The sequence below is a fragment of the Rickettsiales bacterium genome (genome assembly GCA_029252805.1).
Classification (GTDB): Bacteria; Pseudomonadota; Alphaproteobacteria; order Rickettsiales; family JALZUV01; genus JALZUV01.
This window is the reverse complement of sequence record JAQXAR010000043.1, coordinates 1-25556: the sequence shown is the minus strand read 5'-3', so window position 1 is coordinate 25556 and position 25556 is coordinate 1. Positions and strand designations below refer to the sequence as shown.

Here is a 25556-nt window from a genome sequence, read left to right as displayed (position 1 = left end):
CCTTACGGATATTTCCGTCTCGCAGAATAACTCAATATAACATATTCTATAGCTAATATGACCAGCCTCACCACGGGCTGGTCTTCTTGTATGACCCATGCGCTATAACAAAACATATAAAACCATAGCCGAACAGGCTGACCTGCTGGAGGTGCGAGGCCTCATCATTGATGATCGCCGCAAGGCCGAGCATTATCTGGCCAAGATCGGTTATTACCGTTTGAGTGGGTACTCCTACGTGTTCCGCCAGAGCGAGCAAGACAATGATGGTGCATGGAAGGTATTAGATACCTTCAAGCCTAACGTCACTTTTGAGAATATCAAGGAGCTCTACGTGTTTGATAAACGACTTCGCTTGCTACTGCTGGATGCGCTGGAGCGTATTGAGGTGGCTCTGCGGGTAGATGTCTCTGCCCAGCTAGGTCTGCGTGATCGCTGGGCGTACCTGAAACCCGAATATCTGTACGACAGCTTCATCCGCTCTAGTGGCTATGACCGATGGAAACAGAGTTATGATAAGAAGTATCGTGGATCCCGTGAGGACTTCATACAACACTTCAAGGGCAAGTATGATGGTGATCTGCCGATATGGATGGCCGTGGAGCTATGGGACTTCGGTATGCTGTCGGTATATATCGGCCAACTCAAAGACCAGTACAAAGCACCTATCGCAGAAACCTATGGTATCAACCGCTATGCGCTTCTGCGTAACTGGCTGCACTCCATGAATGTGGCACGCAACATCTGCGCTCACCATAGCCGCTTGTGGAACCGTGTGCTGCCTGTGCGTGTCGGTTACCCCAATGCCGCCATGCCAGAACTCCATCGGTTGAAGCAGGAGCAGGTAGATGCTACCCGCCTTTACCCTGTCCTCTGCACTATCCAGTACTTCATGCGGCAGGTTAGCCCCAACAGTCAATGGGGTAATCGGTTGGTGGAGTTGATAGATGCTTTCCCAGAGTCCGAATACACCTCCATACAAGCGATGGGGATACCGCAAGACTGGAAAGACTGGCCACTCTGGCAGTCATCCAAATAAGAACACGCCACCACTAAAGTCACAAGAATTGATATCTAGCGTGCGACCTATGTGCGACTTGGGTGGATGTTACGGATTTTACGATAAGCCTGTAACTGGCTGTGGTATTGGTTGCGGGGGTAGGATTTGAACCTACGACCTTCAGGTTATGAGCCTGACGAGCTACCGGGCTGCTCCACCCCGCGTCACCATATATAAAACCCTCTAGGAGGGAGGAAGAGTTATAAGCGTTAAGCCTCGCCTGTGCAAGCCCTTAATTTCGAGATTATTCAATTTCCCAGTTAATGCAAAAACGATAGGGGGAGGCGGCATCTCCGGCAATAATGGTGTTATCGCCTGGGGTTAGAACGGCAGAATCACTTTCATGCATACTGCCAATTGGGATATCATTCACGATCGTGCCCGTACGGCTGCCGCGATCCACCACTTCGAGTCCTTGCGCACCCTTTTGTACACAAAAATGACTGCGTGAGAGGATGTTCTCATTCGCCCCTTTGATCTCTAGGTCATTCATATCGAGGGATTCCCCCATACCCACATTGCCAGCAGACCCAGACCCTACACGGTAAGGAGCTTGGATTACGGTTCCTTTTCCAAGCTGTTCTTTGAGCTGATTGGAAAGAGGGATAAGTGAAATACGTTTCACCTCATGCGCCGCGCTAGTCGCGAGTTGGAATTGGTTTTGTTTATTGAGTAGACGAGAGATTTTTTGATTTCCGCTCCGTAAGCGTTCCATCAGTGCTTTTAGCATTTGAGCAATCTCAGCCGGGCTTTGACCTAATAAATGATGCAAGGCATCGCGAGAGATTTTCTTAACAACGATAGGGCCATCCGCAGCAGCCGAAGCGGAGCGGGGGGTGTCGCTGATTAAGCCCATCTCTCCAAACAGCTCGCCAGAGCCTAAGTTGGACAGCAGCACAGTACCACGTTCAGTGCGTTTGAAGATCTCGACGCTACCTTCGCTGATTAAATAAGCAAAATCGCTCTCTTCACCTTCGCGAAAGATAAGCTCACCATGTTGGAATGTTTGTTCTTCTAGCATAGGGCAACCATAAGGGGGAAACCTTAAGAAAGGGTAAAATGCAGCTGAGAAGATTATTAATGACTCTTCATCATTCTGTCACAATTCCTAGACATACTAAGTTTATATGAACAGAAACTTGAGAGCGAGTAATTAGATGCCAAGTAATTTTGATACTAGTAAGACCTATGGCGTAACGTACGATAATAAAGGCAAAGAGTTTGGGAAAGGCATGATAAGTGATCCCAACAATAATGTTGATGTCCACACAATCCAAGACCGCATTTGGGATCTGATGGAAGAAAATCCTGAAATTAAGGCAGCGGTGCTGGAGGCAACCCCAGACAGTCACAAAAAATACCTCGCAAACAAAAGCGCATTTATAGATGGAAATTTAGGCACCGCAACTACAGCAGCCATTAAAGGCGTTCAGAATTTCTTTAACGAAAAAGAATTATTTGAAGATAAAGCACTCGTCGTTGACGGCGTGTGGGGCGACAAGACTCGCGCGGGGCTTACCAATTACAATCAAGAGCAAGATCAAATCTGGCGTGATGGTGGTTATAAGTTGCAGCAATCTCCTCAACCTGAGCCTCAGCCCTCTTCCTACGCAACAATGCTACCCCCCCCTGAGCTTATGAACCTAAGTTTCATGGTTCCTGAATCAACTAGGGTAGATCAAACGGTCTTTTTGGCGCCAGTGCCAGGCTCTACTGCGTCTATCGAAGCGGCTTGCCAAGACTTTAAAGACGATATCGGCGCTTGTTTTGAAGAAAAAGTAGATCAATGCTTCGTTGAAGCGGCGCCTGTGAATAATGGTCCAATATTAGCTGCCAATCTGGAGGCACCGGTTAAAGGTCGATAGTCGTTAGTCACATTCTCTTTGCAATCGAACCGTTGGCTTTACCTGCCAGTTTGAGCACGCGCCGTAATCTACGCAATGAGAACCGCTATGTGCCTGGTTGGTGAAATCACCTGCCATTTTTAGTTCATTAGAAGAAGTATCGATCTAATAATACCCTCACACATACCTTAAAACACCGTAATTCGAATGCCTTTGTTCGAGCCTTGTTAATGGCTTCAATTCATTCTTGGCACCTAGGGATTTCTCTGGGGTAGGCGATAATCGCTTAATCTCTTGAAGAAATAGTGGGGCGAGTGACGGGTTTCGAACCCGCGACCTCCAATACCACAAACTAGCGCTCTAACCAACTGAGCTACACCCGCCACGACTGTCACGGTTGATAATGAGAATCTTCGTTAAGGTCAAGCGCGAGAAGTGGGGTATTCGGATTAGAGAGAGAAAAACTTATGTTGCAGTGCGAAAACAGGCTTGCGCAAGCCAAAAGAGGGTGCCATACCTTGTTTCCGTAGTCTCTTGATTAAACACTGTTACGGAAAATGCACTGGCACCATGAAAAAAATTGAAGCCATTATTAAGCCTTTTAAATTAGATGAAGTCAAAGAAGCGCTGCAAGAAGCCGGACTGCAGGGGATGACTGTGACTGAGGCCAAGGGTTTTGGCCGTCAAAAAGGGCATACGGAGCTTTATCGTGGTGCTGAATATGTGGTTGATTTTTTGCCCAAGGTGAAACTAGAACTTGTTGTAGAAGATAGCCAAGTTGAGCGAACGATTGAAGCGATCATGTCGGCGGCACAAACAGAGAAAATTGGGGATGGTAAAATCTTCGTAACCGCAGTAGAAGATGCGATACGAATCCGAACGGGTGAGCGTGGTGATGACGCGCTCTAAGTAAAACAAGGCGGCTTTTGGTCGCCTTTTCTTTTGATAAATTCAACTAAACCATGAGGAAAAAAATGGGCAATAAAGTATTAGATTTGGTTAAAGAACATGATGCGCAATTTGTAGAGTTTCGCTTCACTGATCCAAAAGGAAAGTGGCAGCATACAGGTTATATCGCTTCACAAGTGGATCAAGATTTGCTGGATGAGGGCATTATGTTTGATGGCTCATCTATCGCCGGTTGGAAGACGATCAATGAGTCTGATATGATTCTCCAGCCTGATGCTGAAAGCGCATTTTTGGACCCATTCACCGCGCAAACAACCGTGGTTGTATTCTGTAGTATCGTCGAGCCAAGTACAGGTCAGAAATATGATCGTGATCCTCGCTCAACCGCAGAGCGTGCGGAAGCGTATTTGAAAAATTCAGGCGTGGGTGATAAAGCCTTCTTCGGTCCTGAATTGGAGTTTTTCGTTTTTGATGATGCACGCTGGGACCTTTCCGCAGGTAGCAGTTTTTACGCGCTTGATTCCGAAGAAATGCCAAGTAATAGCGGCACGTCTTACGACATGGGGAACATGGGGCACCGTCCCGGCACAAAAGGCGGTTACTTCCCGGTAGCGCCGGTTGATTCGTTGCAAGATATGCGTGCAGAGATGCTCTCGGTGCTTAACATGGTGGGGATCGAATCTATCTTGCATCACCATGAAGTGGCGCCGGGACAGTGCGAATTAGGCACCAAGTTCGATACGCTAGTTAAATGTGCTGATAACGTGCAGAAGTATAAATATGTGGTTCACAATGTGGCGCATTCTTACGGCAAAACGGCGACTTTCATGCCTAAGCCCATCGCAGGCGATAACGGTTCTGGTATGCATGTTCACCAATCTATTTGGCAAGATGATAAGCCGCTTTTTGCAGGTAATGGCTATGCCGATCTTTCCGAAATGTGCTTGCACTACATTGGTGGTATCATCAAACATGCAAAAGCGCTTAATGCCTTCACAAATGCTTCGACTAACAGTTACAAGCGTTTAATCCCGGGCTTTGAGGCTCCAGTGCTATTGGCGTATAGTTCACGCAACCGTTCAGCTTCGATCCGTATTCCTTACGTGGCGAGTGCGAAAGCGAAACGTATTGAAACGCGTTTCCCTGATCCAACAGCGAACCCGTATTTTTGCTTTAGTGCATTATTGATGGCGGGCCTTGACGGTATCGAAAACAAAATTCACCCCGGTGATGCAATGGATAAGAACCTCTATGACCTTCCGGCGGAAGAGTTAAAGGATATCCCAACCGTTGCAGGTTCGTTACGTGAAGCATTAGAAGCGCTTAATGCAGACCGTGAATTCCTAAAACGTGGTGACGTATTCAGCGATGATCAAATTGATTCTTATATCGAATTGAAAATGGAAGAAGTGTATGCGCTCGAACATACGCCATCGCCAATTGAATTTGATATGTATTACTCCGTTTAAGACTCAATCGCCATTGCTCGCATAAAGCGGGTAATGGCGAACAAAAGAAAACCCCGGAAAGAGTGGTCTCTCCGGGGTTTTTGTTTATAGGGTGGTTGAGTGTGCTATGATTTGCATAAGCAGCTTTTGAGCCAGCTGAGTAAGAGGCCAACAAATAAACCCATGACTACGGTGCCGAATAACCAAGCCACTGGAATTGTCATCGTCTCAAGGGGTAACCAAGCGTAAGATTGCATATCCCACAGACCGAGCAGCAGACCGACACTGATACCAAACTTAATGCCGGTGACTGAGCATTTGCCGCCGCACTCTTTGGTTTTCGTATGGCAGCAATAAAGCATCACCAAGACAAGCGAGATGAGCGCCGTCATCAAATAAGAGAAATCAAGATGCAGCGCCATCTCTTCCGCACTACGCCATAGGGCAGAGGTTGCCTCATAATGCGGCTTCATTAAGATGCCGTGGAAGAGATATTGATAGGCTGAGATCAGGATGAATACGGCAACAGTTGGCAGTAAAATTCCCTTTAAGAGGCAGGGTTTTATATTGCAAGTTTCTTCTTTTTTAGCCATGGGAATGTTCCTTTGATGTTTGTTTCAAAGGGAAGGTAACTGGGGAGCTGTGGATAAGTCAATTTTAAGTTACTGAAATGGCTTATCTATTCCCAGATTCGGCAGTGACCGAGGCTATGCTGCATCAAGGTGCGGGCAATTTCGACGGCGGCATAGGTGAAGATACCTGTGGCTCCGGCGCGCTTAAACGCCATCAGCTGCTCCATCATCACGGCTTGCTCGTTAATCCAGCCCTTTTCACCAGCGGCTTTGACCATCGCATATTCGCCGCTCACCTGATAGGTGAAAAGCGGAACGGAAAAACTCTCATGCACACGGCGAACTACATCTAAATAGGGCAGGCCGGGCTTCACCATAATCATGTCTGCACCTTCGGAAATGTCGAGCGAGACTTCTTTTAACGCTTCATCGCCGTTAGCAGGGTCCATTTGATAGTCACGCTTATTGGCTTTGCCGAGATTCTCGGTGGAGCCAACCGCATCGCGGAATGGGCCATAGCAGCTTGAGGCATATTTTGCGCCATAAGACATAATGCTGACTTGCTCAAAACCGGCTGCATCCAGCGCGGCACGAAGGGTGCCTACGCGGCCATCCATCATATCGGAAGGGGCGATAATATCAGCACCGGCTTGCGCTTGAACGACCGCTTGTTTGGCCAGAATTTCGAGCGTGGAATCATTATCCACTTTATCTTCCATTACGAGCCCATCTTGGCCATGGCTGGTATAGGGGTCGAGCGCGACATCAGCGATGATCCCTATATTGGGGACTTCCGCTTTAATGGCTCTGATAGCGCGGCACATCAGGTTCTCGGGGTTGTAACTCTCAGCTGCATCATCTGTCTTAAGTTCTTGTGGAACGACCGCAAAGAGCGCGATGGCAGGAATGCCAAGCTCACGTGCTTCGCGAATTTGGGGGATTAGTTCGTCAATTGTTGAGCGCACCACGCCGGGCATAGATTCTACCGGTGTCCGTGTTTTTTCACCTTCTTGAACAAAGACAGGCCAAACGAGATCATGCACCGTTAGGTGGCTTTCTGCGACGAGTGCGCGTGTCCATGCATGTTGGCGGTTGCGACGCATACGAACTTCGGGGAACTGGCCTTGGCGGCGATTGTATTTTTGATTGCTCATATCAGATGAGGTATTTTTGCAGGAATTTTACTGCAATGTCCACCCCTTCTGGGTCAATTCCGTGCGGCAGTCCCGGGCGAGCATGTGTTTCAACTGAGATATCCGCTGCTATAAGCGCGCGTTCGGCAATTTCCATCGCTTGGAAGGGTACGATAGGGTCAGCATCGCCGTGGATAAGGCATATGGGTGGTTTTGCTTTTACTTCACGCGGCAATTTAGCGGCAGCTACCATCGCGCCTGAGAAGCCAACGATGCAAGCGACTGCATCTTCGCGGCGTAATGCGGTATAAAGCGACGTCATTGTACCTTGCGAAAAGCCAACAATCGCGAGCTTATTAATAGTCAGGTTATGTTCTTTCAACACCGCATCAATGTAAGCATTGAGGAGAGGTTCCGCGATTTTTATTTCACGTTCTAGGTCGGCTTCCTCGCGGCTTTGCAGAGAGAACCACTGGCGGCCATAAGGCGCCATATCGCAAGGGAAGGGCGCATCGGGCGAGACGAAGGTGGTATCAGGTAATTTATCGACCATTTCATCGGCGAGGCCAATGAGATCTTGCCCATCTGCCCCCAGACCATGCGCGAACATTACAAGGCGTTTTGTTTCACCAGAAGGGGCAGGGTAAGTATAAGTGTTTAAATCTGTCATGGGAAAGAGTGTTACGGCTATCTTCATCATTTTGCAACAATTGGGTGATATGATTAGAGAAAGTTAGGATACAATATGACCGTAAGTATAGAAGACCCGCGAAGTGCAGATGAATTAAAGGCTGCTGCGAAAGAAATGACTCCAAGGGAGGTTGCGGATTTTACGCTTAGATATACTCCGTTTGTTGATTATACAAAACAGATACAGGAGATAAAGGAGGCTCAGGATAAAATGGGTTGGTAGAGCACAGTAATGAAAATAGATGCAGGTGGTTCTGATCCTGACAAATCCGATATACGCCATGCAATGTCTTGGACAGAGAAAGGTACGGACAGAGTTAAAGCAGAAGAAGTATCGTCAGGATGGGCTAAAGAATGAACCTTTAATCTTTACCCTTTCTCCATAAGGCTCTACATCAGAGCTTATGTCCCAACCCAAACGACTTACGCTGATTGATGGCTCCGGTTTTATCTTTCGCGCTTATTATGCTATGCCTAATCTTACCAACCCGCAAGGGGTGCCGGTGGGGGCGGTTTACGGCTTTGTGAATATGATTCAAAAGCTGCTGCGTGATGCGCAAAACAATGAGTTTGAGGATTATATTGCGGTCATTTTCGATGCAGGGCGGTATACTTTCCGAAACGAAATTTACGATCAATATAAAGCCAACCGCGATGAAGCGCCGGAGGATTTACGGCCTCAATTTGCGTTAGTGCGTGAGGCGACAGCAGCGCTCAACCTGCCAGCCATTCAGCTAGCGGGTGTGGAAGCGGATGATCTGATCGCTACCTATACGAAGGTTGCAAAAGAGCAGGGCATTGATGAGGTTATCGTTGTTTCGTCTGATAAAGATTTGATGCAGTTGGTTGATGATAAAGCCGGTATCCACATGTTCGATGCGATGAAAAGTCGTGTCATCAACGAGGCTCAGGTCGAAGAGAAGTTTGGTGTCGCGCCGTATAAGGTGAAGGACGTACTGGCGCTAATGGGCGATAGCTCCGATAATGTACCTGGTGTGCCGGGCATTGGCCCCAAAACTGCAGCGCAGCTCATCCAGCATTTTGGCGATCTAGAGAGCCTGCTTAGCCGTGCCGAAGAAGAAGTGCCGCAAAAGAAACGCAAAGAATCGCTGATCGAATATGCTGATGATGCGCGGCTTTCTTATACGCTTGTGACGTTGAAAGATGATTGCGAGCTGCCGATGCCAATCGCTGATTGTATCGAAAAGCCACAAGAAGAAGAGCAGCTTCGCACGTTTCTACAAGAGATGGGCTTTAAAAAACTTGAGGAGCGGCTAGGGCAGGCTGCCTCAGATGCTGTCGCGTCAGAAGCGCAAGCATCAGAGCTGGGCAATGATCTCGGCGCTATTGAGGGGCATTATTCATTGATTGATGAAGCCTTTCTTGCGCAAGTGATTGCCAAGGCCGAAGCGGTTGGGCGCATTGCGGTATCGGTTGAAGAATCTGGTATTGGCCTATGCGTAGAATCTGGGAAAGCCGTTTATTTCCCTTTCTCTAAGCCTGCCAAAGCGGAGGCTCCGATAGAGCTTGATCTATTCGCTGCAGTGGACGCCTCAATAGCAGAAGATACAGAAGTTAATACGCTGCCTGAGGCGTTGAAGGCATTACTTGTTAATCCGTCTATCCTCAAAATTGGCCACAAGCTTAAGCGTGATATGCGGGTGCTGGGTGAAATCACTCCCACCGAAGATGTGACCCTTATTTCCTATGTGTTATCTGCCGGCTTAAATGTGCATGATTTTGATAAGCTCGTGGTGCAGGAGTTTGATAAGGCAATTGTTGCGGATGGCGTCGTGCTAGGTAAAGGCAAAAGCAAAGTAAGTTGGCCGCAAGCTGAAGCGGAAGCCGTGATGCCATTACTGGCCGAACGTGCAGATTATGCCATGCGGCTGTGGCAACTTTACAAACCGCAACTCGCGCAGCAAAAGCTCCTCACTGTTTATGAAAAGCTAGAACGTCCATTACTGCCGATTTTGGTTGATATGGAAGAGAAGGGCGTGCTGGTTGATAAGACCTATTTGCAAAATCTTTCGACTGAATTCAAAACGCATATTGCGTCACTTGAAAAAGAGATTCATGCGCTCGCTGGGCAAGAGTTCCTGATTGGTTCGCCCAAGCAGCTGGGCGAGGTGCTATTCGATTCACTCGGTCTTCCTGGCGGCAAGAAAAGCAAGAAGAGCGGTCAATATGGTACCGGCGTAGAGATCCTCGAAGAGCTCGCCGCTCAGGGGCAAATCATTGCCGAAAAGGTAGTGCAGTGGCGCATGTATGAGAAGTTGCGCAGCACCTATACCGATGCGCTTGTGGCCCAAATCGATCCGGATGGCCGCGTACATACTACGTTGCAGCAAACCGTTGCCGCGACAGGGCGTTTAAGCTCAACCGATCCAAACTTGCAAAATATTCCCATTCGCACCGAAGAAGGAAAGCGTATCCGCAAAGCCTTTATCGCAGCAGAAGGGTATAATCTCATTGCTGCCGATTATTCGCAAATTGAGCTGCGCTTGCTGGCTGAAATGGCCGATATTGAAGTGCTAAAGACTGCCTTTAAAAAAGGGCAAGACATTCACGCCGCAACCGCATCACAAATGTTTGGGGTCGCGTTAGAAGACATGACACCGGAATATCGCCGTCAAGCCAAGACGATTAATTTCGGGATTATCTACGGCATCTCGGCGCATGGTCTGGCGGTTCGTTTAGGGATTGATCGTTCCGCAGCGGCGAAATTTATCGAAGCTTATTTCGAGCATTATCCGGGAATCCGCACCTATATGGAGGCGAAGAAACTGGAAGCGCAAGAGAATGGCTACATCACCACGCTTTATGGCCGTAAGGTACATATTAAAGGCATTGCCGATAAGAACTACATGGTGCGCGCCTTTGCTGAACGTCAGGCGATTAATGCGCCGCTGCAAGGCACAGCGGCAGATATTATCAAGCGGGCCATGATCGCTGTTTATCGCACTTATAAAGATAGTGAAACCGTACGCCCGCTCTTACAGGTTCACGATGAATTATTGTTCGAAATCAAAAAAGATGTGGCCGAGACTGAGACCGCTAACATAAAGAAAATTATGGAGAATGCGGCGAATCTTTCACTTCCGTTAGTCGTTGAAGCAGGTATCGGACATGATTGGGGAGAAATCCACTAGCATTCCGCTGGAGGTTTCTTTATAAGGCTAGCTTCATGAGTGATTCATTTAAAGATAAATTCAAACCCGTCATGATTTCAGGCAAGCTCGTTTTGCCGATTGTTGAAGGCGGAAAAGGAATTTCTGCTAGTGATGGCGCCTCAGCAGGTGCATTCGCAGCGGCCGGTGCTGTGGGAACGTTTTCGGGCGTGAACCCTGTATCGACCGATGAAGATGGTAACCGCATCCCTTATGTTTATAAAGAGACAACGCGTCGTGGCCGCCATGAAGAGCTTGTGGCGCTCAGTATTGCAGGTGGCATTGAGCAAGCAAAGCGTGCGCATGAAATTTCAAACGGCAAGGGCCGTATCCATATTAACGTGCTTTGGGAAATGGGTGCTGCAGAAGAAATTCTCACCGGCGTTCTCGAAGAGACGAAAGGCATTGTACACGGAGTCACCTGCGGCGCGGGCATGCCTTATAAGCTGAGCGAAATTGCCGCTGATTATGGCATCCACTATCATCCGATTGTTTCATCAATGCGTGCTTTCCGTGCTTTATGGAAGCGTTCATATAGCAAAAATGTCGAGTGGCTTGGGAGCGTTGTTTACGAAGATCCGTGGTTGGCCGGTGGTCATAATGGCTTATCTAACAGCGAGCACCCAGACAGACCGGAAGATCCGTATCCGCGTGTTAAAGAACTTCGTGAATTCATGAATCTCGTGGGATTGAACGAAGTTCCGATTCTGATGGCAGGTGGCGTATGGCATCTGAAAGATTGGGAGCACTGGTTAGATAATCCTGAGATTGGCCCTGTTGCATTCCAATTCGGAACGCGCCCATTATTGACACAAGAAAGCCCTGTTCCCTTAAACTGGAAGAAGCGGCTCATGCAGCTTCGTAAAGGCGATGTGTTCTTAAACCGCTTTAGCCCAACGGGTTTTTATTCTTCCGGTGTGAATAATGACTTTATTGGCGAACTTCGCGGGCGTTCAGAACGTCAGGTGGAGTATCGTACAGAGCAAGAAGGCTACTTTGCAGAACCTTATGGTTTTGGTCCACGTAAGCGCCCGCATTTTGTCTCGCCCGAAGATATGGGGAAGATTAAACGCTGGGAAGAGGCTGGCTTTACGATGGCCATGAAAACACCAGACGATACCTTAATTTTTGTCGCGCCTGAAAAAGGTCAAGAAATCACGCAAGATCAAATCGATTGCATGGGGTGCTTGTCACATTGTCGTTTCTCTAATTGGAAAGACCATGATGATTATACGACAGGTAAGAAAGCCGATCCACGCAGTTTCTGTATCCAAAAGACATTGCAAAATATCGCGCATGGCGAAGGCGATGTGGATAATGAACTTATGTTCAGTGGCCACAATGCTTATAAATTTGCCGATGATCCTTTCTATGAAGGTGGGACTATTCCAACCGTCGCAGAGCTAGTCGCTCGTATCGCCGAAGGCCGCTGACATGTCATTCTGAGCGGAAGCGAAGAAATCTTTAGATCCTTCCTCGTCACACTCCTTAGGATAAAAAAACAAATTTAAAGCTTGCCGCCCCATAGCAAGCTAACGGGCAGCCAGCCATCTTTGCGTCCGACCGCTACTTCGCACCAGTCTTGACGACAATGATCTACTTCGACAATCACCTCTTTCATTAGCTTGGCGATGCCATCTGCGGCTTCGTTGGGCTTATCGCGCATGATGATGGCATCATGGCGGAGTATGGCGGTACGACGGCCTGATAGTACGGACTTATGCATCCAGCCTTTAACGCCTTCATGGTCTTCTACTTTACGCCAATGCTGATATTCATTGATAATCTTAACCGGCAACCCTTTGCGTGTATAATTCCACTTCACAGGGTAACGCTTGCCGGGCCCGTTGCGCATGTAGGCTTCATCGCCTTTGAGCGAAACAAATCGGGGCAAAGGTAAGCCGGTCTCACTTACTGGCTGTGCGAAAGCCGGAAAGACAAATAAAAGAACTACCAAGAAGTAACGCATCAGATTTAATCTAGTTTTGGGGTTGCGAAATCATGCTCATGAAGCATCTTTACAATAGAATCGTTACTGGGTGTTTTGCCAATACCTGACTCTAAGATCTCACCATAATCGGTTAATTTTATCCATTCGAGTGTGTCCATATCAGCGAAGAGTTGCTTCTGCTTATGTGGATTCAATTTCACATAGAAATACATCGTAATAGAATCGGGGATGCTCGAAGAGAGCAGGCAGATATTGCCAGTGCTATGTAACCTAGAAACATGAGAAGGTACTTGCATATTAATTTCGGCCTTTCTCTTCATGTAGTGCGCTTGGTTCAACCAAGAAATGTGTATTTTCTGTCACAAAATCACCTTTAGCAAGCTTAACCGCAGCCACAAATTTCTCAATTACTTTGTTAGCTATCTTGGGGTGCATAACAAAGAGGATATCACGCCCCTTGGAGTCAGTGATGATAGGGGCTCGTATCACAGTTGCCCCTGCTTTTTCTGCGATAAAGGCGCCTAACTCTCCGCTACTCTTAGTGAGGTTTCCTGTAACAGCATGAGAGCGAATGCCAAGGCCTGTCCAAATAGATGGCACTTCATCCATCCCTATTTCATGAAGTGAGCCACCAACATTCTCCCTAACTAAAGTGCTAAAAAGAGCCTTAAAGATAGCACGTTCTTGCGTGTGCATTGACGTATATTCAGCGCCAAATTTTGTGCGTAATGGTGGAATTTTGATTTGTTTAATCTCCGTCTTTTCACCCTCAAAGCGCGGCAAACGAATGCGATAAGCCGCTTTTTTGTCAGCAAAATAAAACTCGCCTAATACCGGCATATAGACGACTGCTTTTTTTAGCGATCCATCATTATTGCGGATCGATCCGCAAATAGCCCAATTAGGGTCACCGTCTTTATAATTAGCGGAGGCATCAAACTTTATTTTATATGGATTGCCATCTTTTACCTTAATGCCAACTGTTTCGCGACTAAAGGCTGTTTGTAGAGAAGTCTCACCTTCTTCGTTCACTCCAGTGGCGACTCGCAAATGAAACGGTTGAATCTTTTTGGGAGAATTATTGCTTCGTTTTAACGTCAGTTGATAATCAGAGGCGCTCTGATTAAAATCTTTGACGGCATTTTCAATTTTATCATCTGTACGGCGAGAGGCGTATAGACGATCACCCACCTCACGAAGCGTGCAAATTAGCTCCATTGAGGATTGAGAAGAAAACTGTTCTTTGATTTCTTTCTTAAAGCCCATCACTTAACAGTATAAGTGACGGGCCTTAAGAAATACTTAATGGGTATTTAAGCTTCCAGACCGGCGAAGAGGTCGGTACTGATGTAGCGCTCTGCTGTTGATGCAACAATCACGACGATACGTTTGCCTTCCATGTCATCACGTGCGGCCACTTCTAAGGCTGCGGCAATGGTCGCGCCGGATGAAATGCCCACTGGAATCCCTTCAAGCGATGCCATTTCGCGTGCGGTGCGGAAAGCGGTTTCATTGCCGATGGTAATCACTTCATCAATTAAACCCGTGTCTAAAACATCAGGAATAAAGCCTGCGCCGATACCTTGAATTTTGTGAGGCCCTGGTTGGCCGCCGGAAAGGATAGGGGAGTCTTCCGGTTCGATCGCCATGACTTGGATATTGGCATCTTTTTCTTTAAGCGCGCTGCCGGTTCCGGTGAGGGAGCCACCGGTTCCAACGCCTGTCATGAAGATATCAAGCTTGCCATCCGTATCGGCCCAAATTTCTTCCGCTGTAGTGATGCGGTGAATGGCTGGATTGGCAGGATTCTGAAACTGTTGAAGGATTTTTGCTTTTGGGTTTTCCGCAACAATCTCTTCCGCACGTTCAATTGAACCGCGCATGCCTTTAGAGGCTTCGGTCAGTACCAAATCAGCGCCAAGAATTTTTAGCATTTTGCGGCGTTCAACCGACATGCTTTCCGGCATGGTAAGGATTAGCTTGTAACCTTTCGCCGCGCAAACGAAGGCGAGGGCGATACCGGTATTACCAGAAGTGGGCTCCACCAAAATTGTATCTGGGGTGAGCTCTCCTGAAGCTTCAGCGGCCTCAACCATCGAAAGGGCGATACGATCTTTGATGCTGGAAAGCGGATTGAAGAATTCAAGCTTCGCCAAAACCTCTGCCTTTGCGCCGGCTTGCTTTGCGAGACGGTCGAGACGCACGAGAGGGGTATTACCCAAAGTTTCGAGAATGTTATTGTAAACGCGGCCACGGCCAGGTTTGTCGAGTTTTGTGGTGATGGTCATAATTTATCCTAAAGGTTAGATGGCAAAATCTGCCGTTTTCTTATCTGATGCTTTATTAGGTGCAAGTTCCTGTAACGTTACAGAGGCTAATTTTTCGGTAATGTCGTCGCCAATTTCACTGAGGAGGTTGCTGAGAGCATCGTAACGTGAGTCTTCATCCTCATCATTATCGGCCTGTGTTGCATGGAGAATGTCAGCAAGCGAGATGCGGCGTTTTTCACGCGCCAGCACATAGCCTCCGCGAGGGCCTCGGACTCCGCGCAAAAGTTCTGCACGAACAAGGCGTTGTAGCATTTGCTCCAAATAACGTGGGGGAAGCTCATGTTCGGCAGCGATTTCTTTTCCGCTGATAGGCTGAGTTCCGGTATGGCCGGCAATGGTGAGCATGGCCTCCATCGCATGAAGGGTCTTTTTATCGAGTGTTAGCATGCGGCCACTTTACCTTCTGTTCCGGTTGAACCAAAGCCGCCTTCACCGCGTGCGGTTTCATCGAGTGACTCTACTTGCTGCCACTCGGCACGAGCGTAAGCGGCGATCACCATTTGTGCGACACGCATGCCTCGCTCAATTACGAAATCGGTTTTGCTGTGGTTGATGAGGATCACGCCGACTTCGCCGCGATAGTCCGCATCGATCGTGCCAGGGCTATTAAGCACCGTGATGCCTGATTTATAAGCCAAGCCAGAGCGAGGACGAACTTGCGCCTCAAACCCTTCAGGTAATGCGATTGAAAGGCCTGTTTTGATCATGGTGCTTTCACCTGCCTTAAGCGTTACGGGGGTATCAATGGCTGCGAGTAAGTCCATACCAGCGGAATGCTCCGTGGCGTAATGGGGGAGTTCTAGACCTTCCGCATTGGGAAGGGTTTTGACGGGGATAGTGACCATTAGGCGCTCTCCTGCTTTTTGCTTTGATTGAAATGATTCGTTATTTTATCGACTAACTTGAGCGCGATTTCGCGCTTGCTACCATGCCAATTCTCGTCTTCGGGAAGGAGGAGAATTTGGGTTTTATCTTTGCCGAATACTTTGCCTTCGGACACATCATTCGCCAGTAGCCAGTCACAGCCCTTTTTAGCGAGCTTGGCGTTCGCATTCGCCTCAAGTGATTCTGTCTCTGCGGCAAAACCAATCACCAGCTCTGGACGTTGCGTAGCTTCTTGGGAAAGCCATTTGAGGATATCTGGATTTTCAGAAAGGCTGATGTTTGGTGATTCACCGCTCTTCTTTTTGATCTTGTGATTGGAACCTTCTACCTTCCAATCTGCGACAGCGGCGGTGCAAATCGCAATATCAGCGGGGAGGAGGTTTTGACATTGATCAAACATCTCCTGCGCGGTTTGCACGGGGTAGGTTGTGATAGTGTGCGAGGGTTTCTCATGCGTAGGACCAAGCACGAGGTGCACCTCGGCCCCTTGTGCGGCTAAAGCTTCCGCAATAGCGATACCTTGCTTGCCGGATGAACGGTTACCCAAGTAGCGAACCGGGTCAATCGGCTCATGCGTGGGGCCGGCTGTCACTAGCACTTTCTTGTTACGTAGCGCGAGCGATTGCGTCTTGCCGCCTGTGGCTGCCGATAAAATCGTCTCAAGCTCTGCGAAACGACCCATACCATGCTCGCCGCAAGCCATTTCGCCTGCCGTGGGTTCGATCAGCGTAATACCATCGGCTTGGAGCTGCACGATATTGCGCTGAGTCGCGGCATTTTCCCACATACGATGGTTCATGGCGGGCGCAATATAAACCGGTTTATCGGTGGCCAGTAGCGTGGTGGTCGCGAGATCGTTGCATTGGCCAGTTGCCATTTTGGCGATAATATCAGCACTGGCGGGAGCCACTAAAATAGCATCGGCTTTGCGTGATAGCTGGATATGCCCCATTTCCACTTCATCTTTTAAGCTGAAGAGATCGGTATAAGTCTCATTGCCGCTAAGCGAAGAAACGGCGAGCGGGGTAATAAACTCTTGGCCGCCCTTGGTGAGAATAGCATCGACAGTGACTCCACTTTTGCGAAAAAGACGAATAAGTTCCAGCGACTTATAAGCCGCCACGCTGCCAGAGATGATCAAGAGTATTGAGTTAATTGCCATAATTGATTTGTACAATACGTAAAATCAACAAATTTTCAATGGCTAATTGCTATATAACAGCAAACCAAAGCCGATTAACCCAGCCCATGCGAGCAGTAACCATTGGTTATGGCTATGGCGTCGTTCGGCCAATAACGCTTTAACCGTATCAGGGTGCAGCTTTAAGCCACCACTATCAACCTTTTGCAGTAGGTTCTCGGCATGTTTAATCGCAGCGGGTAGGCGCTCGGCTATATTACCAACATGTTCTGTAATATTTTTAATTTGCGCTTTCGGGCCGAAATTGAGGGCTACCCACTCCATCACGAGCGGCTCGGCTAGCTTCCACATATTCACGTTCGGCACGAGCATTCGGCCAACCCCTTCCGCCACCATCATGGTTTTTTGTAGTAGTAGGAGCTGCGGCTGAGTTTGCATTTCAAAATCTGCGGCTACTTGGAAGAGTTGCTCCAGTAGGTTAGCAACAGAAATTTGGTCTAATGGAAGCCCAAGGATAGGTTCGCCAATCGCGCGGGCGGCAGTCGCAAAATGGTCGGCATTTTTATGAGCTGGTACATAACCCGCATCAAAATGCATGCGGGCGACTTTATGATAATCGCCCTCCAAGAATCCTTTGAGGATTTGCGCAATATAAATGCGTTCCTGCCAGTTGACGCGCCCCATAATACCGAAATCAACTGCCGCGACGCGTCCATCATCCAGCACAAATAAGTTTCCCGGATGAAGGTCCGCATGGAAATAGCCATCCCGAAAGACTTGATTAAAGAAGCCTTCTGCGGCGATTTTCACAAGTTTCTGGAAGTCATGCCCTTTGGCTTTAAGCGTCTCAAGGTCTGAGATCTTCGTACCATTGATGCGTTCTAGCGTGAGTACGCGGCCCGAGGTCTGCGCCCAATAGACTTTCGGAACATAAAATTCCGCATCATGCTTCATATTGTCGCGTAACTCCGCGGCAGAGGAGCCTTCAAAACGTAAATCTAACTCCATCTTCACGGACTCGGCGAATGTTTCGACGACCTTGGCAGGTTTGAAACGTACTAGCTCGGCGCGTCCATCTAGCAAGCTAGCAATCCATTCAAACAGCTCAATATCCCGTGCGAAGTCTGCGCGTATATTCGGGCGAATCACCTTAACGGCCACTTCATCGCCTTCGTGCGTGGTGGCGAAATGGACTTGAGCGATTGAGGCCGCCGCGATCGGTGTTTCGTCAAAGCTTGCGTAAACATCCTCTAGCGGCTTTTCGAACTCAGCTTCAATAATGCCGCGCACTTGCGCCATAGGGAAGGGAGGGAGTCCATCGCGCAAATCTGCCAGATCTTTAGCAATCTCATCGCCAATAATATCTGAGCGAGTCGACAGGCTCTGCCCTAATTTAACATAGCTAGGGCCGAGCTTTTGCAGCGCTTCAGCTAGGCGCTCACCTTGGCGTAAGCTATTGCGGCGCTTGCGAAAGAGCTTACATAAAAGGGTAGTCGCCGGCGCAAAGCGTGTTTCTTGCAACGGAAAAAGCGCATCATTGCGCGCTAATACCCAGCCCACACGCAGTAATCGGAAGCTATTGCGGAGGTGACGTAACATTAAATTTTCCAACCTCGATGAATAGCGACGACGCCGCCGGTCATACGTTCAAATGAGCTGCGGCTGAAGCCGGCCTTGCTTATTTTATCCGCGAAGCTTTCTGCGGATGGGAATTGACGGATACTCTCCACGAGATATTGGTAGGAGTCTTTATCGCCAGCAATCATTTTACCAAATTGGGGGATGAAGTTGAACGAATAGGCGTCATAAAGTTCTTTGAGTATCGGCGTTTCGACCGGAGAGAACTCAAGGCAAAAGAACGGACTGCCCGGCTTGAGAACGCGGTGAATGTCTTTGAGCGCTACATCTATATGTGTCACGTTGCGGATACCGAACGCAATCGTCACCGCGTCAACACTATTATCAGGTAGCGGAAGCTTCTCCGCATTGGCTTCGAGAAAATCAATCTCGCCTAAGCGATGCATATTTAAGTTAAGAGCGCGTTTTTCGCCTTCCGCAAGCATGGAAGCGTTGATATCACTAATAGTAGTGTGCACTTTTAGGTTTTGCTTATCCGCGCGCTCTAAGTAACGGAAGCTGATATCACCCGTGCCGCCCGCTAAATCCAGCAGATGCAATCCTTCGCGTAAAGGTAGTTGGCTGACAAAATGATTCTTCCACAAGCGGTGCAATCCGCCGCTCATCACATCATTCATGATATCATATTGTGAGGCAACCGAGTCAAACACCCCGCGCACACGCGATTGTTTTTCCTCAATCGGAACCTCTTCAAACCCAAAATGGGTCGTATCTTTTGGAGCCGTTTTCACCATAGCGCACGTAGCATAGGGAGTTTGCAGGAAAAAGAAAGTGGCTCTATAAGGCTTTTATGCCTGAATTACCTGAAGTCGAAACGACGCGCCGTGGATTGCACTCTTATCTTAATGGGAAAACGATTGAGAATGTTGAGGTGCGTCGTCGTGATTTGCGCTGGGAGGTTCCAGGGAAGTTCGAGGAGGTGCTGGAGGGGCAAAAGCTGGAGAGCTTCCGCCGAGTAGGTAAGTATCTCGTGTTAGACTTGCCCAATAAGCAGAGCATTATCGGCCATCTTGGCATGTCGGGCACCTTCCGTGTCGAGCCGCACATGCCGGATGAATTACGCAAGCATGACCATGTGATCTTGCATATGGATAGCGCAGAAGTGGCTATTTTCAACGATCCGCGCCGGTTTGGCTTCCTTTTATTATGCCAAACTGCAGCTTTATTAGAACATCCAAGATTAAATCGTATGGGCTCCGATCCGTTCGATGAGGCTAAATTCACCGTCGATTACCTCCAAACCAAATTAGCCAAACGAAAAGGCCACATTAAACCTGTTTTACTAGACCAGGCCTTGATAGCAGGCATTGGAAACATCTATGCGAGCGAGGCATTATTCATGTCTTTCATCCATCCGAAGCGCGCAGCAAACAGCTTAACAAGAAAAGAAATAACCATTCTAATACAGTCGATTAAGGAAGTTCTAGAGGCGGCCATTGCCTCTGGTGGCTCTACCTTACGCGACTTTCTAGGTAGCGATGGCGAGGCCGGATATTTCCAGCACGCCTTTAAAGTGTATGGACATGCTAAAGAGCCATGTTCGGTCTGTTCGTCACCACTAGAGGTTGAGGTTATGGCCGGTCGCTCAACTTTTTTCTGCGAAAACTGTCAAAAATAACGGTGGCTTGCGAACTAATGCCCCGAAAAATAACGCTTTATTTTTGTGGAAAACTTCGCTAAACGCGCTTGACGCAAATGCCACAGATAGGTAGTTTGCATGAATCGAAATTGAAAAAACGTTAGAAATTGGTTAACAAACATGGCACAGCATAAATCAGCAAAGAAGCGTATCCGCCAAACTTTGGTACGTGAAGTATTGAACAAAGCACGTCGCAGCCGTATCCGCACTTTTATTAAGCGCATCGATACTGCAATTGAAGCAAAAGACGTCGCACAAGCAGACTCAGCCTTACGTGATGCACAACGCGAAATCGCTCGCGGCGTAACAAAAGGTGTGGTCAAAGCGGGTACAGCATCCCGTAAGACCAGCCGTCTAAGCGCACGCGTTAAGGCCTTCAAACAAGCCGCCTAACTACTGCTTTAAGACATTCGAATAAATTAACTTTAAGATCGGCACAAGCCGGCACAGGGAGTCTTTTACTATGATGCAACATGCTGAGGGAAGTCGCACGCCTACAGAATCTACGGATTCTCAGAGCGCCGCGGTTAGGGAAATTACTCCTACTCAGGCATGGGAAATGCTTCAAAATAAAAAGGCGCTACTGGTTGACGTACGTACAGAGCAAGAATTGCCAGACTATGGTCAGCCAGATATTACTTCGATAGGTGGGGAATCTATAGTTATCTCATGGCGGTTAGCTCCAGATTATGCAGCGAACCCGCATTTCATTGACCAACTCAAAGCGAAAGCAACACCGGATATGACATTACTATTCATGTGCAAGCTAGGCGGACGCTCCTATGAAGCGACACAAACGGCAGCGGCACATGGTTTCGGTAACAGCTTTAACATTATCGGTGGAATGGAAGGCGAGCAGGGCTGGAAAGCTTGCAATCTTGCTTGGGGAGTCGCTTCATGAATACTCCACGCGATCAAAAACAAAACCTTAGCACCGCTGGCTTTGCGGCCGAGTTTGAAGATGCTTGGCAGCGTATTCGTGATCGTCTGCGTAAAGACCTTGGCGAGACGACGTATCGTAGTTGGTTGGCTCCCTTGCAGCTGCATGAAACATCACAAACGGTTATTACTCTTGCGGTTCCAACACGCTTTATGCGTGAGTGGGTGCAGTCTCACTATGTAGATGAGCTTCAGCGCCTTTGGACAGAAGAACTTCCAGGATTAAAGAAATTTACCGTCTTGGTAGATCGTTCATCGATTTCACCTGCGGAAGCGGAAACGAAAAAGACGGCAAAAGCAGCGGTCGTCAAAGCGCAAGAAGAGGATGCATTACTGTCTATCTCTTCTCCGTTAGATCCACGCTTCACTTTCGATAATTTCGTCATCGGTAAATCTAACGAGTTGGCTTATGCTGCGGCTCGTAGGGTTGCTGATGGTGAGCAAGTGCTTACGGGCTGTAATCCACTCTTCGTTTATGGTGGGGTAGGTCTTGGTAAAACACATCTTATGCATGCGATTGCTTGGCATATTCGTCAGACCAATCCTGAACGTCGTGTGATTTATCTTTCCGCTGAAAAGTTCATGTATCAGTTTATCCGTGCGCTGCGTAACAAAGAGGCGTTTGCCTTTAAAGAAATGTTCCGCTCTGTTGATATCTTGATGGTTGATGATATCCAATTCATCGCCGGCAAAGAAAGCACGCAAGAAGAGTTTTTCCACACCTTCAACTCACTCGTTGATCAGAATAAGCAACTTGTCATAAGCAGTGACCGTTCGCCTGTTGATATCGAAGGGCTTGAAGAGCGTATCCGTTCTCGCCTTGGCTGGGGCTTAGTCGCTGATGTTCACACGACTACTTACGAATTACGTCTAGGTATTTTACAGTCGAAATTGGAGCAAATGCCTAACGTGCAAGTGCCGAGTAAAGTCATCGAATTTTTAGCCCATAAGATTACATCGAATGTGCGTGAGCTTGAAGGTGCATTAAATCGCGTAGTGGCGCACTCAACTTTGGTGGGGCGTGCGATTACTTTGGAAAGCACACAAGAGGTCCTGTCAGACTTACTACGTGCCAATGACCGCCGCATCACGATTGAAGATATTCAAAAGAAAGTGACGCAGCATTATAATATTAAGATGACGGATATGCAGTCTGCGCGACGTTCTCGTGTGGTGGCTCGTCCGCGCCAAGTGGCGATGTATCTTGCGAAAAAACTAACCTCACGCAGCTTGCCTGAGATTGGTCGTAAATTTGGTGGCCGTGATCATACGACGGTTATGCATGCGGTTAAACGTATCGACGAGTTATGCAATAGTGACAGTTCGATCGAGGAAGATGTGGAATTACTGACCCGCATGTTGCAAAGTTAGGCGATATTTCTCCATTATCCTGTGGATAACTTACTTTAACTATTGCACCAAAGGCGCACGCTCCCTATATTTTTCAGTAATTAATAAAAAAATATTCTATTGTTAGGGAGTCTTAAATATGTCCGCTGCTGAAGAACTGCAAACCACCCCTGTGGAAGTATCCGCCAGCTTGAAAGTTGAAATTAAGCGCGCTGATTTACTGAAATCATTGAATTATACGCAATCCGTTGTTGAGCGCCGCGGAACGATTCCCATTCTTTCTAATATCCGTTTAGAAGCGGCTGAATCCGGCCTAAAGCTGACTTCAACCGATATGGATATCTCCGTTGAAGATAAAGCCGCCGCTACACTCTCGACAGAAGGCGCGACAACGGTTCCGGCGCATACTTTCTTTGATATCATTCGTAAGTTGCCTGAGAGCAAGACAATCACGTTGGATAAAAAGGCAGATGATGCGAAACTGACGATCAAATGTGGCTCCTCACGTTTCTCACTTTCAACGCTTCCTGTCACAGACTTTCCCGTGATGGATGAAGGCGATCTAACGCATCACTTTTCGCTTCCTGCTGCTGAATTGCATAACTTGATTGAAAAAACACGTTTCGCCGTTTCAACGGAAGAGACACGCTATTATCTCAATGGTGTTTACATGCATACGACGGAAGAAAATGGCAATAAAGTGCTTCGTACCGTGGCGACAGATGGTCACCGCCTAGCACGCCTGGAGACTTCGGTTCCAGACGGTGCTTCTGGCATGCCAGGTATTATCATTCCGCGTAAAACGATTGGTGAACTTCGTAAGCTTACCGAAGAAACTGATGGTTCGATTGAGATTTCGCTTTCCGAAACGAAAATTCGTTTCCGTGCTGGCGATACCGTTCTCATTTCTAAACTGATCGATGGAACTTTCCCTGATTACACTCGTGTGATTCCTTCTGGTAACGATAAGATCATGGAAGTGAATTGCAAAGCATTGGCCAGCGCAGTTGACCGTGTATCTGTTATCGCAACAGAAAAATCTCGTGGTATCAAACTGCATATCTCTCAAGGCAATGTGAAGCTTGCAGCCAACAGCCCAGAGCAAGGCACGGCATCGGAAGACCTAGAAGTGACATACTCAGCTGATGAAATCGAAACGGGTTTCAATTCACGCTACCTTCTTGATATGCTTGCGCAAATCGAGGGTGAGACGGTACAGTTCGTGCTCGCTGAATCAACGGCTCCAGCACTTGTGCGTGACCCAGGCGATGTTGGTGCAGTTTACGTTATCATGCCGATGCGCGTGTGAGTTTAGACGCAACTGCTAGCGCCTCGCTCTCGCGAGAAGCAAGGCTTTGCGTTCATTCCCTAACGCTCACCTATTTTCGCAATTACGGCTCGCTCTCCTTGGAGAGTGCGGGAAAGTCGGTTATTTTAACCGGCGCTAACGGTGCTGGGAAAACAAACCTGCTTGAAGCGATTTCTCTGTTAATGCCAGGGCGCGGGTTGCGCTATGCCAAGCTCGTGCAGCTACAACATCAACCGGTGACTCAACAAATAGGGTGGGGCGTTGCCGCTGATGTTGAAACGGCCCAAGGCAGGGTTAGGTTCGGTACCGGCCAACAGCCCTCTCGTGAAGATAAGCGCATCATGCGCATTGATGGCGAACCGCTAAAAGGCCAGGCCGAACTCTCCCAGCATTTCGCCGTACTCTGGCAAACGCCGCAAATGGATGGTTTGTTCACCCAAGGAAACTCTGAACGTCGCCATTATTATGACCGCCTTTGCAGTGTGTTTTTGCCAGACCACAGCACTCACATTGCCAAATATGATTATTTGCGCAGGGAGCGAGCAAAGCTTCTAAGTTCAGGCAGGGGGGACCAAACATGGCTCAGCTCGCTTGAACGCAAAATGGCTGAAACTTCGCTGGCAATTGCTGCGACTCGCTTGGAAATGTTAGAGGCGCTCTCTTACGCCATTGACGAGTTGCATGAGGCTTTCCCGAAAGCCAAGCTATCCTTAAAAGGCTTTGCGGAAACCGCGCTGCAGGAGGCGCTCTTTCCTGCCATTGAGATTGAAGAAAAACTAATGGCTTCGCTGGCAAGTAGCCGTAATGAAGATGCAAAAACAGGCCGCGCGAGCCATGGCGCGCATAAAACAGAACTTGAAGTTATTTTTGAGCCTAAAGGCGTAGAGGCAGCCTATTGTTCCACCGGCGAACAAAAGGCGCTCATGCTGTCGCTGCTGCTAGCACAAGTCCAAGCGATGAAATACCGCCAGCAACGCCTGCCCATTCTCCTGCTAGATGAAGTCGTCGCTCACCTAGATCCATCGCGCCGCAAAGCCCTCTTCGAAACCCTAAACGAGCTCAATTGCCAAAGCTGGATGACCGGAACCGATAGCAAGATGTTCGAGGGGTTTGAGGGAGCGCTAAGTTATACTGCCGAAGCTGGCAGCGTTAAATAAATGGCGGACAGGACGTCTAACTAACAGTCGCTATGGCTACTAGATTATAAGTGATATTTTGTTTCTTCTGATATCGCTGACTCTATCGGATATACGTCAATTGCGATTATAGTTGGGGCATTAATAATTGCCTCAGAAATAAAAAGTAAAAGACCCTAGATTAATGTGCACGACCACATTACCTCCTAGCAGAAACAAAACTCGTCCAGATGATAAAGAAGCCCTTAAAGTGAGTCAGCGAACTCAGTGCGCCATTTAATGAATAATTAATATTGGGGCTGACACCTAATAATATTCTTTGAGCAACTTTTTCAGGTCTGCCAGTAAGTCACTTGGTGTGCCCATATTAAACCTCCACTCACATTCTTTCAAGAACAGATTAAAATGCTCT

28 protein-coding genes and 2 tRNA genes are annotated in these 25556 nt (G+C 48.1%); 14 read left to right on the top strand and 16 right to left on the bottom strand.

Annotated elements, in window-relative coordinates; genetic code table 11:
• Positions 1-97 precede the first annotated feature (97 nt).
• Positions 98-1039, top strand: a complete 942-nt coding sequence (locus P8P30_08805) for an Abi family protein (GenBank protein MDG1287643.1) — start codon at positions 98-100, stop codon at positions 1037-1039.
• Between the two features lie 108 nt (positions 1040-1147).
• Here P8P30_08805 and P8P30_08800 read toward each other — a convergent pair.
• Together P8P30_08800 and P8P30_08795 are read right to left on the bottom strand one after the other, a co-directional pair.
• Positions 1148-1224, bottom strand: a tRNA-Met gene (locus tag P8P30_08800).
• A gap of 80 nt (positions 1225-1304) precedes the next feature.
• Positions 1305-2081: a cyclic nucleotide-binding domain-containing protein gene (locus P8P30_08795; GenBank protein ID MDG1287642.1), complete on the bottom strand. Its 777-nt coding sequence runs from the start codon at positions 2079-2081 to the stop codon at positions 1305-1307.
• 136 nt (positions 2082-2217) lie between these two features.
• Between P8P30_08795 and P8P30_08790 the strand changes: the two genes are divergently transcribed.
• A complete protein-coding gene (locus tag P8P30_08790; protein ID MDG1287641.1) occupies positions 2218-2925 on the top strand; it encodes a peptidoglycan-binding domain-containing protein in 708 nt (235 codons plus the stop codon).
• Between the two features lie 285 nt (positions 2926-3210).
• On the opposite strand, the gene P8P30_08785 is transcribed toward P8P30_08790, so the two are convergent.
• Positions 3211-3287: transfer RNA gene (locus P8P30_08785), tRNA-His, on the bottom strand.
• Positions 3288-3474: 187 nt separating this feature from the next.
• Here P8P30_08785 and P8P30_08780 point away from each other — a divergent pair.
• The gene (locus P8P30_08780; GenBank protein MDG1287640.1) at positions 3475-3813 is read left to right on the top strand and encodes a P-II family nitrogen regulator; all 339 of its coding nucleotides are present in this window, start codon (positions 3475-3477) and stop codon (positions 3811-3813) included.
• Between the two features lie 65 nt (positions 3814-3878).
• Complete coding sequence (gene glnA, locus P8P30_08775; protein ID MDG1287639.1) at positions 3879-5282, top strand: type I glutamate--ammonia ligase; 1404 nt, start codon at positions 3879-3881, stop codon at positions 5280-5282.
• A 104-nt stretch (positions 5283-5386) separates the two neighbouring features.
• Here glnA and P8P30_08770 read toward each other — a convergent pair whose 3' ends face one another.
• From P8P30_08770 to P8P30_08760, 3 genes are all read right to left on the bottom strand, one after another.
• Positions 5387-5854 carry a hypothetical protein gene (locus P8P30_08770; GenBank protein MDG1287638.1) on the bottom strand — a complete coding sequence of 156 codons (468 nt, stop codon included), beginning with the start codon at positions 5852-5854 and terminating at the stop codon, positions 5387-5389.
• 86 nt (positions 5855-5940) lie between these two features.
• The gene (gene hemB, locus P8P30_08765; GenBank protein ID MDG1287637.1) at positions 5941-6987 is read right to left on the bottom strand and encodes a porphobilinogen synthase; all 1047 of its coding nucleotides are present in this window, start codon (positions 6985-6987) and stop codon (positions 5941-5943) included.
• 1 nt (position 6988) lies between these two features.
• Positions 6989-7636 (bottom strand): dienelactone hydrolase family protein, encoded by a 648-nt coding sequence (locus tag P8P30_08760; GenBank protein MDG1287636.1) that lies wholly within the window; start codon positions 7634-7636, stop codon positions 6989-6991.
• Positions 7637-7711: 75 nt separating this feature from the next.
• Here P8P30_08760 and P8P30_08755 point away from each other — a divergent pair, with 75 nt between their 5' ends.
• From P8P30_08755 to P8P30_08740, 4 genes are read left to right on the top strand one after another with little or no spacing between them, the layout of a single operon-like run.
• A complete protein-coding gene (locus tag P8P30_08755; GenBank protein MDG1287635.1) occupies positions 7712-7879 on the top strand; it encodes a hypothetical protein in 168 nt (55 codons plus the stop codon).
• A gap of 9 nt (positions 7880-7888) precedes the next feature.
• A complete protein-coding gene (locus tag P8P30_08750) occupies positions 7889-8014 on the top strand; it encodes a hypothetical protein (GenBank protein MDG1287634.1) in 126 nt (41 codons plus the stop codon).
• A 46-nt stretch (positions 8015-8060) separates the two neighbouring features.
• Positions 8061-10808, top strand: coding sequence for a DNA polymerase I (gene polA / locus P8P30_08745; GenBank protein MDG1287633.1), 2748 nt, complete (start codon positions 8061-8063; stop codon positions 10806-10808).
• A 35-nt stretch (positions 10809-10843) separates the two neighbouring features.
• Positions 10844-12259 carry a nitronate monooxygenase gene (locus tag P8P30_08740; protein MDG1287632.1) on the top strand — a complete coding sequence of 472 codons (1416 nt, stop codon included), beginning with the start codon at positions 10844-10846 and terminating at the stop codon, positions 12257-12259.
• A gap of 74 nt (positions 12260-12333) precedes the next feature.
• On the opposite strand, the gene P8P30_08735 is transcribed toward P8P30_08740, so the two are convergent.
• The 9 genes from P8P30_08735 to ubiE are packed head-to-tail and all read right to left on the bottom strand — an operon-like array spanning position 12334 to position 19505.
• The gene (locus P8P30_08735) at positions 12334-12795 is read right to left on the bottom strand and encodes an SH3 domain-containing protein (GenBank protein ID MDG1287631.1); all 462 of its coding nucleotides are present in this window, start codon (positions 12793-12795) and stop codon (positions 12334-12336) included.
• Positions 12796-12800: 5 nt separating this feature from the next.
• Positions 12801-13073, bottom strand: coding sequence for a hypothetical protein (locus tag P8P30_08730; GenBank protein ID MDG1287630.1), 273 nt, complete (start codon positions 13071-13073; stop codon positions 12801-12803).
• Between the two features lies 1 nt (position 13074).
• Entirely contained in the window at positions 13075-14043 is a 969-nt protein-coding gene (locus P8P30_08725) for a hypothetical protein (GenBank protein MDG1287629.1), read from the bottom strand.
• A 47-nt stretch (positions 14044-14090) separates the two neighbouring features.
• Positions 14091-15065 carry a cysteine synthase A gene (gene cysK, locus P8P30_08720; protein ID MDG1287628.1) on the bottom strand — a complete coding sequence of 325 codons (975 nt, stop codon included), beginning with the start codon at positions 15063-15065 and terminating at the stop codon, positions 14091-14093.
• A 15-nt stretch (positions 15066-15080) separates the two neighbouring features.
• Positions 15081-15494 (bottom strand): Rrf2 family transcriptional regulator, encoded by a 414-nt coding sequence (locus P8P30_08715; GenBank protein ID MDG1287627.1) that lies wholly within the window; start codon positions 15492-15494, stop codon positions 15081-15083.
• Positions 15488-15952 carry a dUTP diphosphatase gene (gene dut, locus P8P30_08710; protein ID MDG1287626.1) on the bottom strand — a complete coding sequence of 155 codons (465 nt, stop codon included), beginning with the start codon at positions 15950-15952 and terminating at the stop codon, positions 15488-15490. Before dut ends, P8P30_08715 begins: the two co-directional genes overlap by 7 nt.
• Positions 15952-17154 carry a bifunctional phosphopantothenoylcysteine decarboxylase/phosphopantothenate--cysteine ligase CoaBC gene (gene coaBC, locus P8P30_08705; protein ID MDG1287625.1) on the bottom strand — a complete coding sequence of 401 codons (1203 nt, stop codon included), beginning with the start codon at positions 17152-17154 and terminating at the stop codon, positions 15952-15954. Before coaBC ends, dut begins: the two co-directional genes overlap by 1 nt.
• Before the next feature lie 42 nt (positions 17155-17196).
• Positions 17197-18732: a 2-polyprenylphenol 6-hydroxylase gene (ubiB, locus tag P8P30_08700; protein MDG1287624.1), complete on the bottom strand. Its 1536-nt coding sequence runs from the start codon at positions 18730-18732 to the stop codon at positions 17197-17199.
• Positions 18732-19505 carry a bifunctional demethylmenaquinone methyltransferase/2-methoxy-6-polyprenyl-1,4-benzoquinol methylase UbiE gene (gene ubiE / locus P8P30_08695; GenBank protein ID MDG1287623.1) on the bottom strand — a complete coding sequence of 258 codons (774 nt, stop codon included), beginning with the start codon at positions 19503-19505 and terminating at the stop codon, positions 18732-18734. The genes ubiB and ubiE overlap by 1 nt, the downstream gene beginning before the upstream one ends.
• Before the next feature lie 56 nt (positions 19506-19561).
• Here ubiE and mutM point away from each other — a divergent pair, with 56 nt between their 5' ends.
• From mutM to recF, 6 genes are all read left to right on the top strand, one after another.
• The gene (mutM, locus tag P8P30_08690; GenBank protein MDG1287622.1) at positions 19562-20389 is read left to right on the top strand and encodes a bifunctional DNA-formamidopyrimidine glycosylase/DNA-(apurinic or apyrimidinic site) lyase; all 828 of its coding nucleotides are present in this window, start codon (positions 19562-19564) and stop codon (positions 20387-20389) included.
• 141 nt (positions 20390-20530) lie between these two features.
• On the top strand, positions 20531-20803 hold the full coding sequence (gene rpsT / locus P8P30_08685; protein ID MDG1287621.1) for a 30S ribosomal protein S20: 273 nt from the start codon (positions 20531-20533) through the stop codon (positions 20801-20803).
• Positions 20804-20873: 70 nt separating this feature from the next.
• On the top strand, positions 20874-21311 hold the full coding sequence (locus tag P8P30_08680) for a rhodanese-like domain-containing protein (protein ID MDG1287620.1): 438 nt from the start codon (positions 20874-20876) through the stop codon (positions 21309-21311).
• Positions 21308-22720 carry a chromosomal replication initiator protein DnaA gene (gene dnaA, locus P8P30_08675; GenBank protein MDG1287619.1) on the top strand — a complete coding sequence of 471 codons (1413 nt, stop codon included), beginning with the start codon at positions 21308-21310 and terminating at the stop codon, positions 22718-22720. The genes P8P30_08680 and dnaA overlap by 4 nt, the downstream gene beginning before the upstream one ends.
• A 118-nt stretch (positions 22721-22838) precedes the next feature.
• Positions 22839-24008: a DNA polymerase III subunit beta gene (dnaN, locus tag P8P30_08670; GenBank protein ID MDG1287618.1), complete on the top strand. Its 1170-nt coding sequence runs from the start codon at positions 22839-22841 to the stop codon at positions 24006-24008.
• Complete coding sequence (gene recF / locus P8P30_08665) at positions 24005-25165, top strand: DNA replication/repair protein RecF (GenBank protein MDG1287617.1); 1161 nt, start codon at positions 24005-24007, stop codon at positions 25163-25165. The genes dnaN and recF overlap by 4 nt, the downstream gene beginning before the upstream one ends.
• 285 nt (positions 25166-25450) lie before the next feature.
• Here the strand turns inward: recF and P8P30_08660 are convergent.
• Positions 25451-25556: IS1595 family transposase (locus P8P30_08660; protein ID MDG1287616.1), on the bottom strand; the 106-nt coding region annotated here is incomplete at its 5' end.

Bases quoted from the DNA above. Each gene is read 5' to 3' on its own strand.
- mutM (MDG1287622.1), top strand. From the start codon at position 19,562: ATGCCTGAATTACCTGAAGTCGAAACGACGCGCCGTGGATTGCACTCT.
- P8P30_08740 (MDG1287632.1), top strand. From the start codon at position 10,844: ATGAGTGATTCATTTAAAGATAAATTCAAACCCGTCATGATTTCAGGC.
- rpsT (MDG1287621.1), top strand. From the start codon at position 20,531: ATGGCACAGCATAAATCAGCAAAGAAGCGTATCCGCCAAACTTTGGTA.
- coaBC (MDG1287625.1), bottom strand. From the start codon at position 17,154: ATGGCAATTAACTCAATACTCTTGATCATCTCTGGCAGCGTGGCGGCT.
- hemB (MDG1287637.1), bottom strand. From the start codon at position 6,987: ATGAGCAATCAAAAATACAATCGCCGCCAAGGCCAGTTCCCCGAAGTT.
- P8P30_08795 (MDG1287642.1), bottom strand. From the start codon at position 2,081: ATGCTAGAAGAACAAACATTCCAACATGGTGAGCTTATCTTTCGCGAA.
- P8P30_08790 (MDG1287641.1), top strand. From the start codon at position 2,218: ATGCCAAGTAATTTTGATACTAGTAAGACCTATGGCGTAACGTACGAT.
- P8P30_08755 (MDG1287635.1), top strand. From the start codon at position 7,712: ATGACCGTAAGTATAGAAGACCCGCGAAGTGCAGATGAATTAAAGGCT.
- P8P30_08750 (MDG1287634.1), top strand. From the start codon at position 7,889: ATGAAAATAGATGCAGGTGGTTCTGATCCTGACAAATCCGATATACGC.
- P8P30_08805 (MDG1287643.1), top strand. From the start codon at position 98: ATGCGCTATAACAAAACATATAAAACCATAGCCGAACAGGCTGACCTG.
- P8P30_08735 (MDG1287631.1), bottom strand. From the start codon at position 12,795: ATGCGTTACTTCTTGGTAGTTCTTTTATTTGTCTTTCCGGCTTTCGCA.
- polA (MDG1287633.1), top strand. From the start codon at position 8,061: ATGTCCCAACCCAAACGACTTACGCTGATTGATGGCTCCGGTTTTATC.
- P8P30_08770 (MDG1287638.1), bottom strand. From the start codon at position 5,854: ATGGCTAAAAAAGAAGAAACTTGCAATATAAAACCCTGCCTCTTAAAG.
- P8P30_08715 (MDG1287627.1), bottom strand. From the start codon at position 15,494: ATGCTAACACTCGATAAAAAGACCCTTCATGCGATGGAGGCCATGCTC.
- dut (MDG1287626.1), bottom strand. From the start codon at position 15,952: ATGGTCACTATCCCCGTCAAAACCCTTCCCAATGCGGAAGGTCTAGAA.
- P8P30_08730 (MDG1287630.1), bottom strand. From the start codon at position 13,073: ATGCAAGTACCTTCTCATGTTTCTAGGTTACATAGCACTGGCAATATC.
- glnA (MDG1287639.1), top strand. From the start codon at position 3,879: ATGGGCAATAAAGTATTAGATTTGGTTAAAGAACATGATGCGCAATTT.
- ubiE (MDG1287623.1), bottom strand. From the start codon at position 19,505: ATGGTGAAAACGGCTCCAAAAGATACGACCCATTTTGGGTTTGAAGAG.
- P8P30_08680 (MDG1287620.1), top strand. From the start codon at position 20,874: ATGATGCAACATGCTGAGGGAAGTCGCACGCCTACAGAATCTACGGAT.
- dnaA (MDG1287619.1), top strand. From the start codon at position 21,308: ATGAATACTCCACGCGATCAAAAACAAAACCTTAGCACCGCTGGCTTT.
- cysK (MDG1287628.1), bottom strand. From the start codon at position 15,065: ATGACCATCACCACAAAACTCGACAAACCTGGCCGTGGCCGCGTTTAC.
- P8P30_08780 (MDG1287640.1), top strand. From the start codon at position 3,475: ATGAAAAAAATTGAAGCCATTATTAAGCCTTTTAAATTAGATGAAGTC.
- dnaN (MDG1287618.1), top strand. From the start codon at position 22,839: ATGTCCGCTGCTGAAGAACTGCAAACCACCCCTGTGGAAGTATCCGCC.
- P8P30_08725 (MDG1287629.1), bottom strand. From the start codon at position 14,043: ATGGGCTTTAAGAAAGAAATCAAAGAACAGTTTTCTTCTCAATCCTCA.
- P8P30_08760 (MDG1287636.1), bottom strand. From the start codon at position 7,636: ATGACAGATTTAAACACTTATACTTACCCTGCCCCTTCTGGTGAAACA.
- ubiB (MDG1287624.1), bottom strand. From the start codon at position 18,732: ATGTTACGTCACCTCCGCAATAGCTTCCGATTACTGCGTGTGGGCTGG.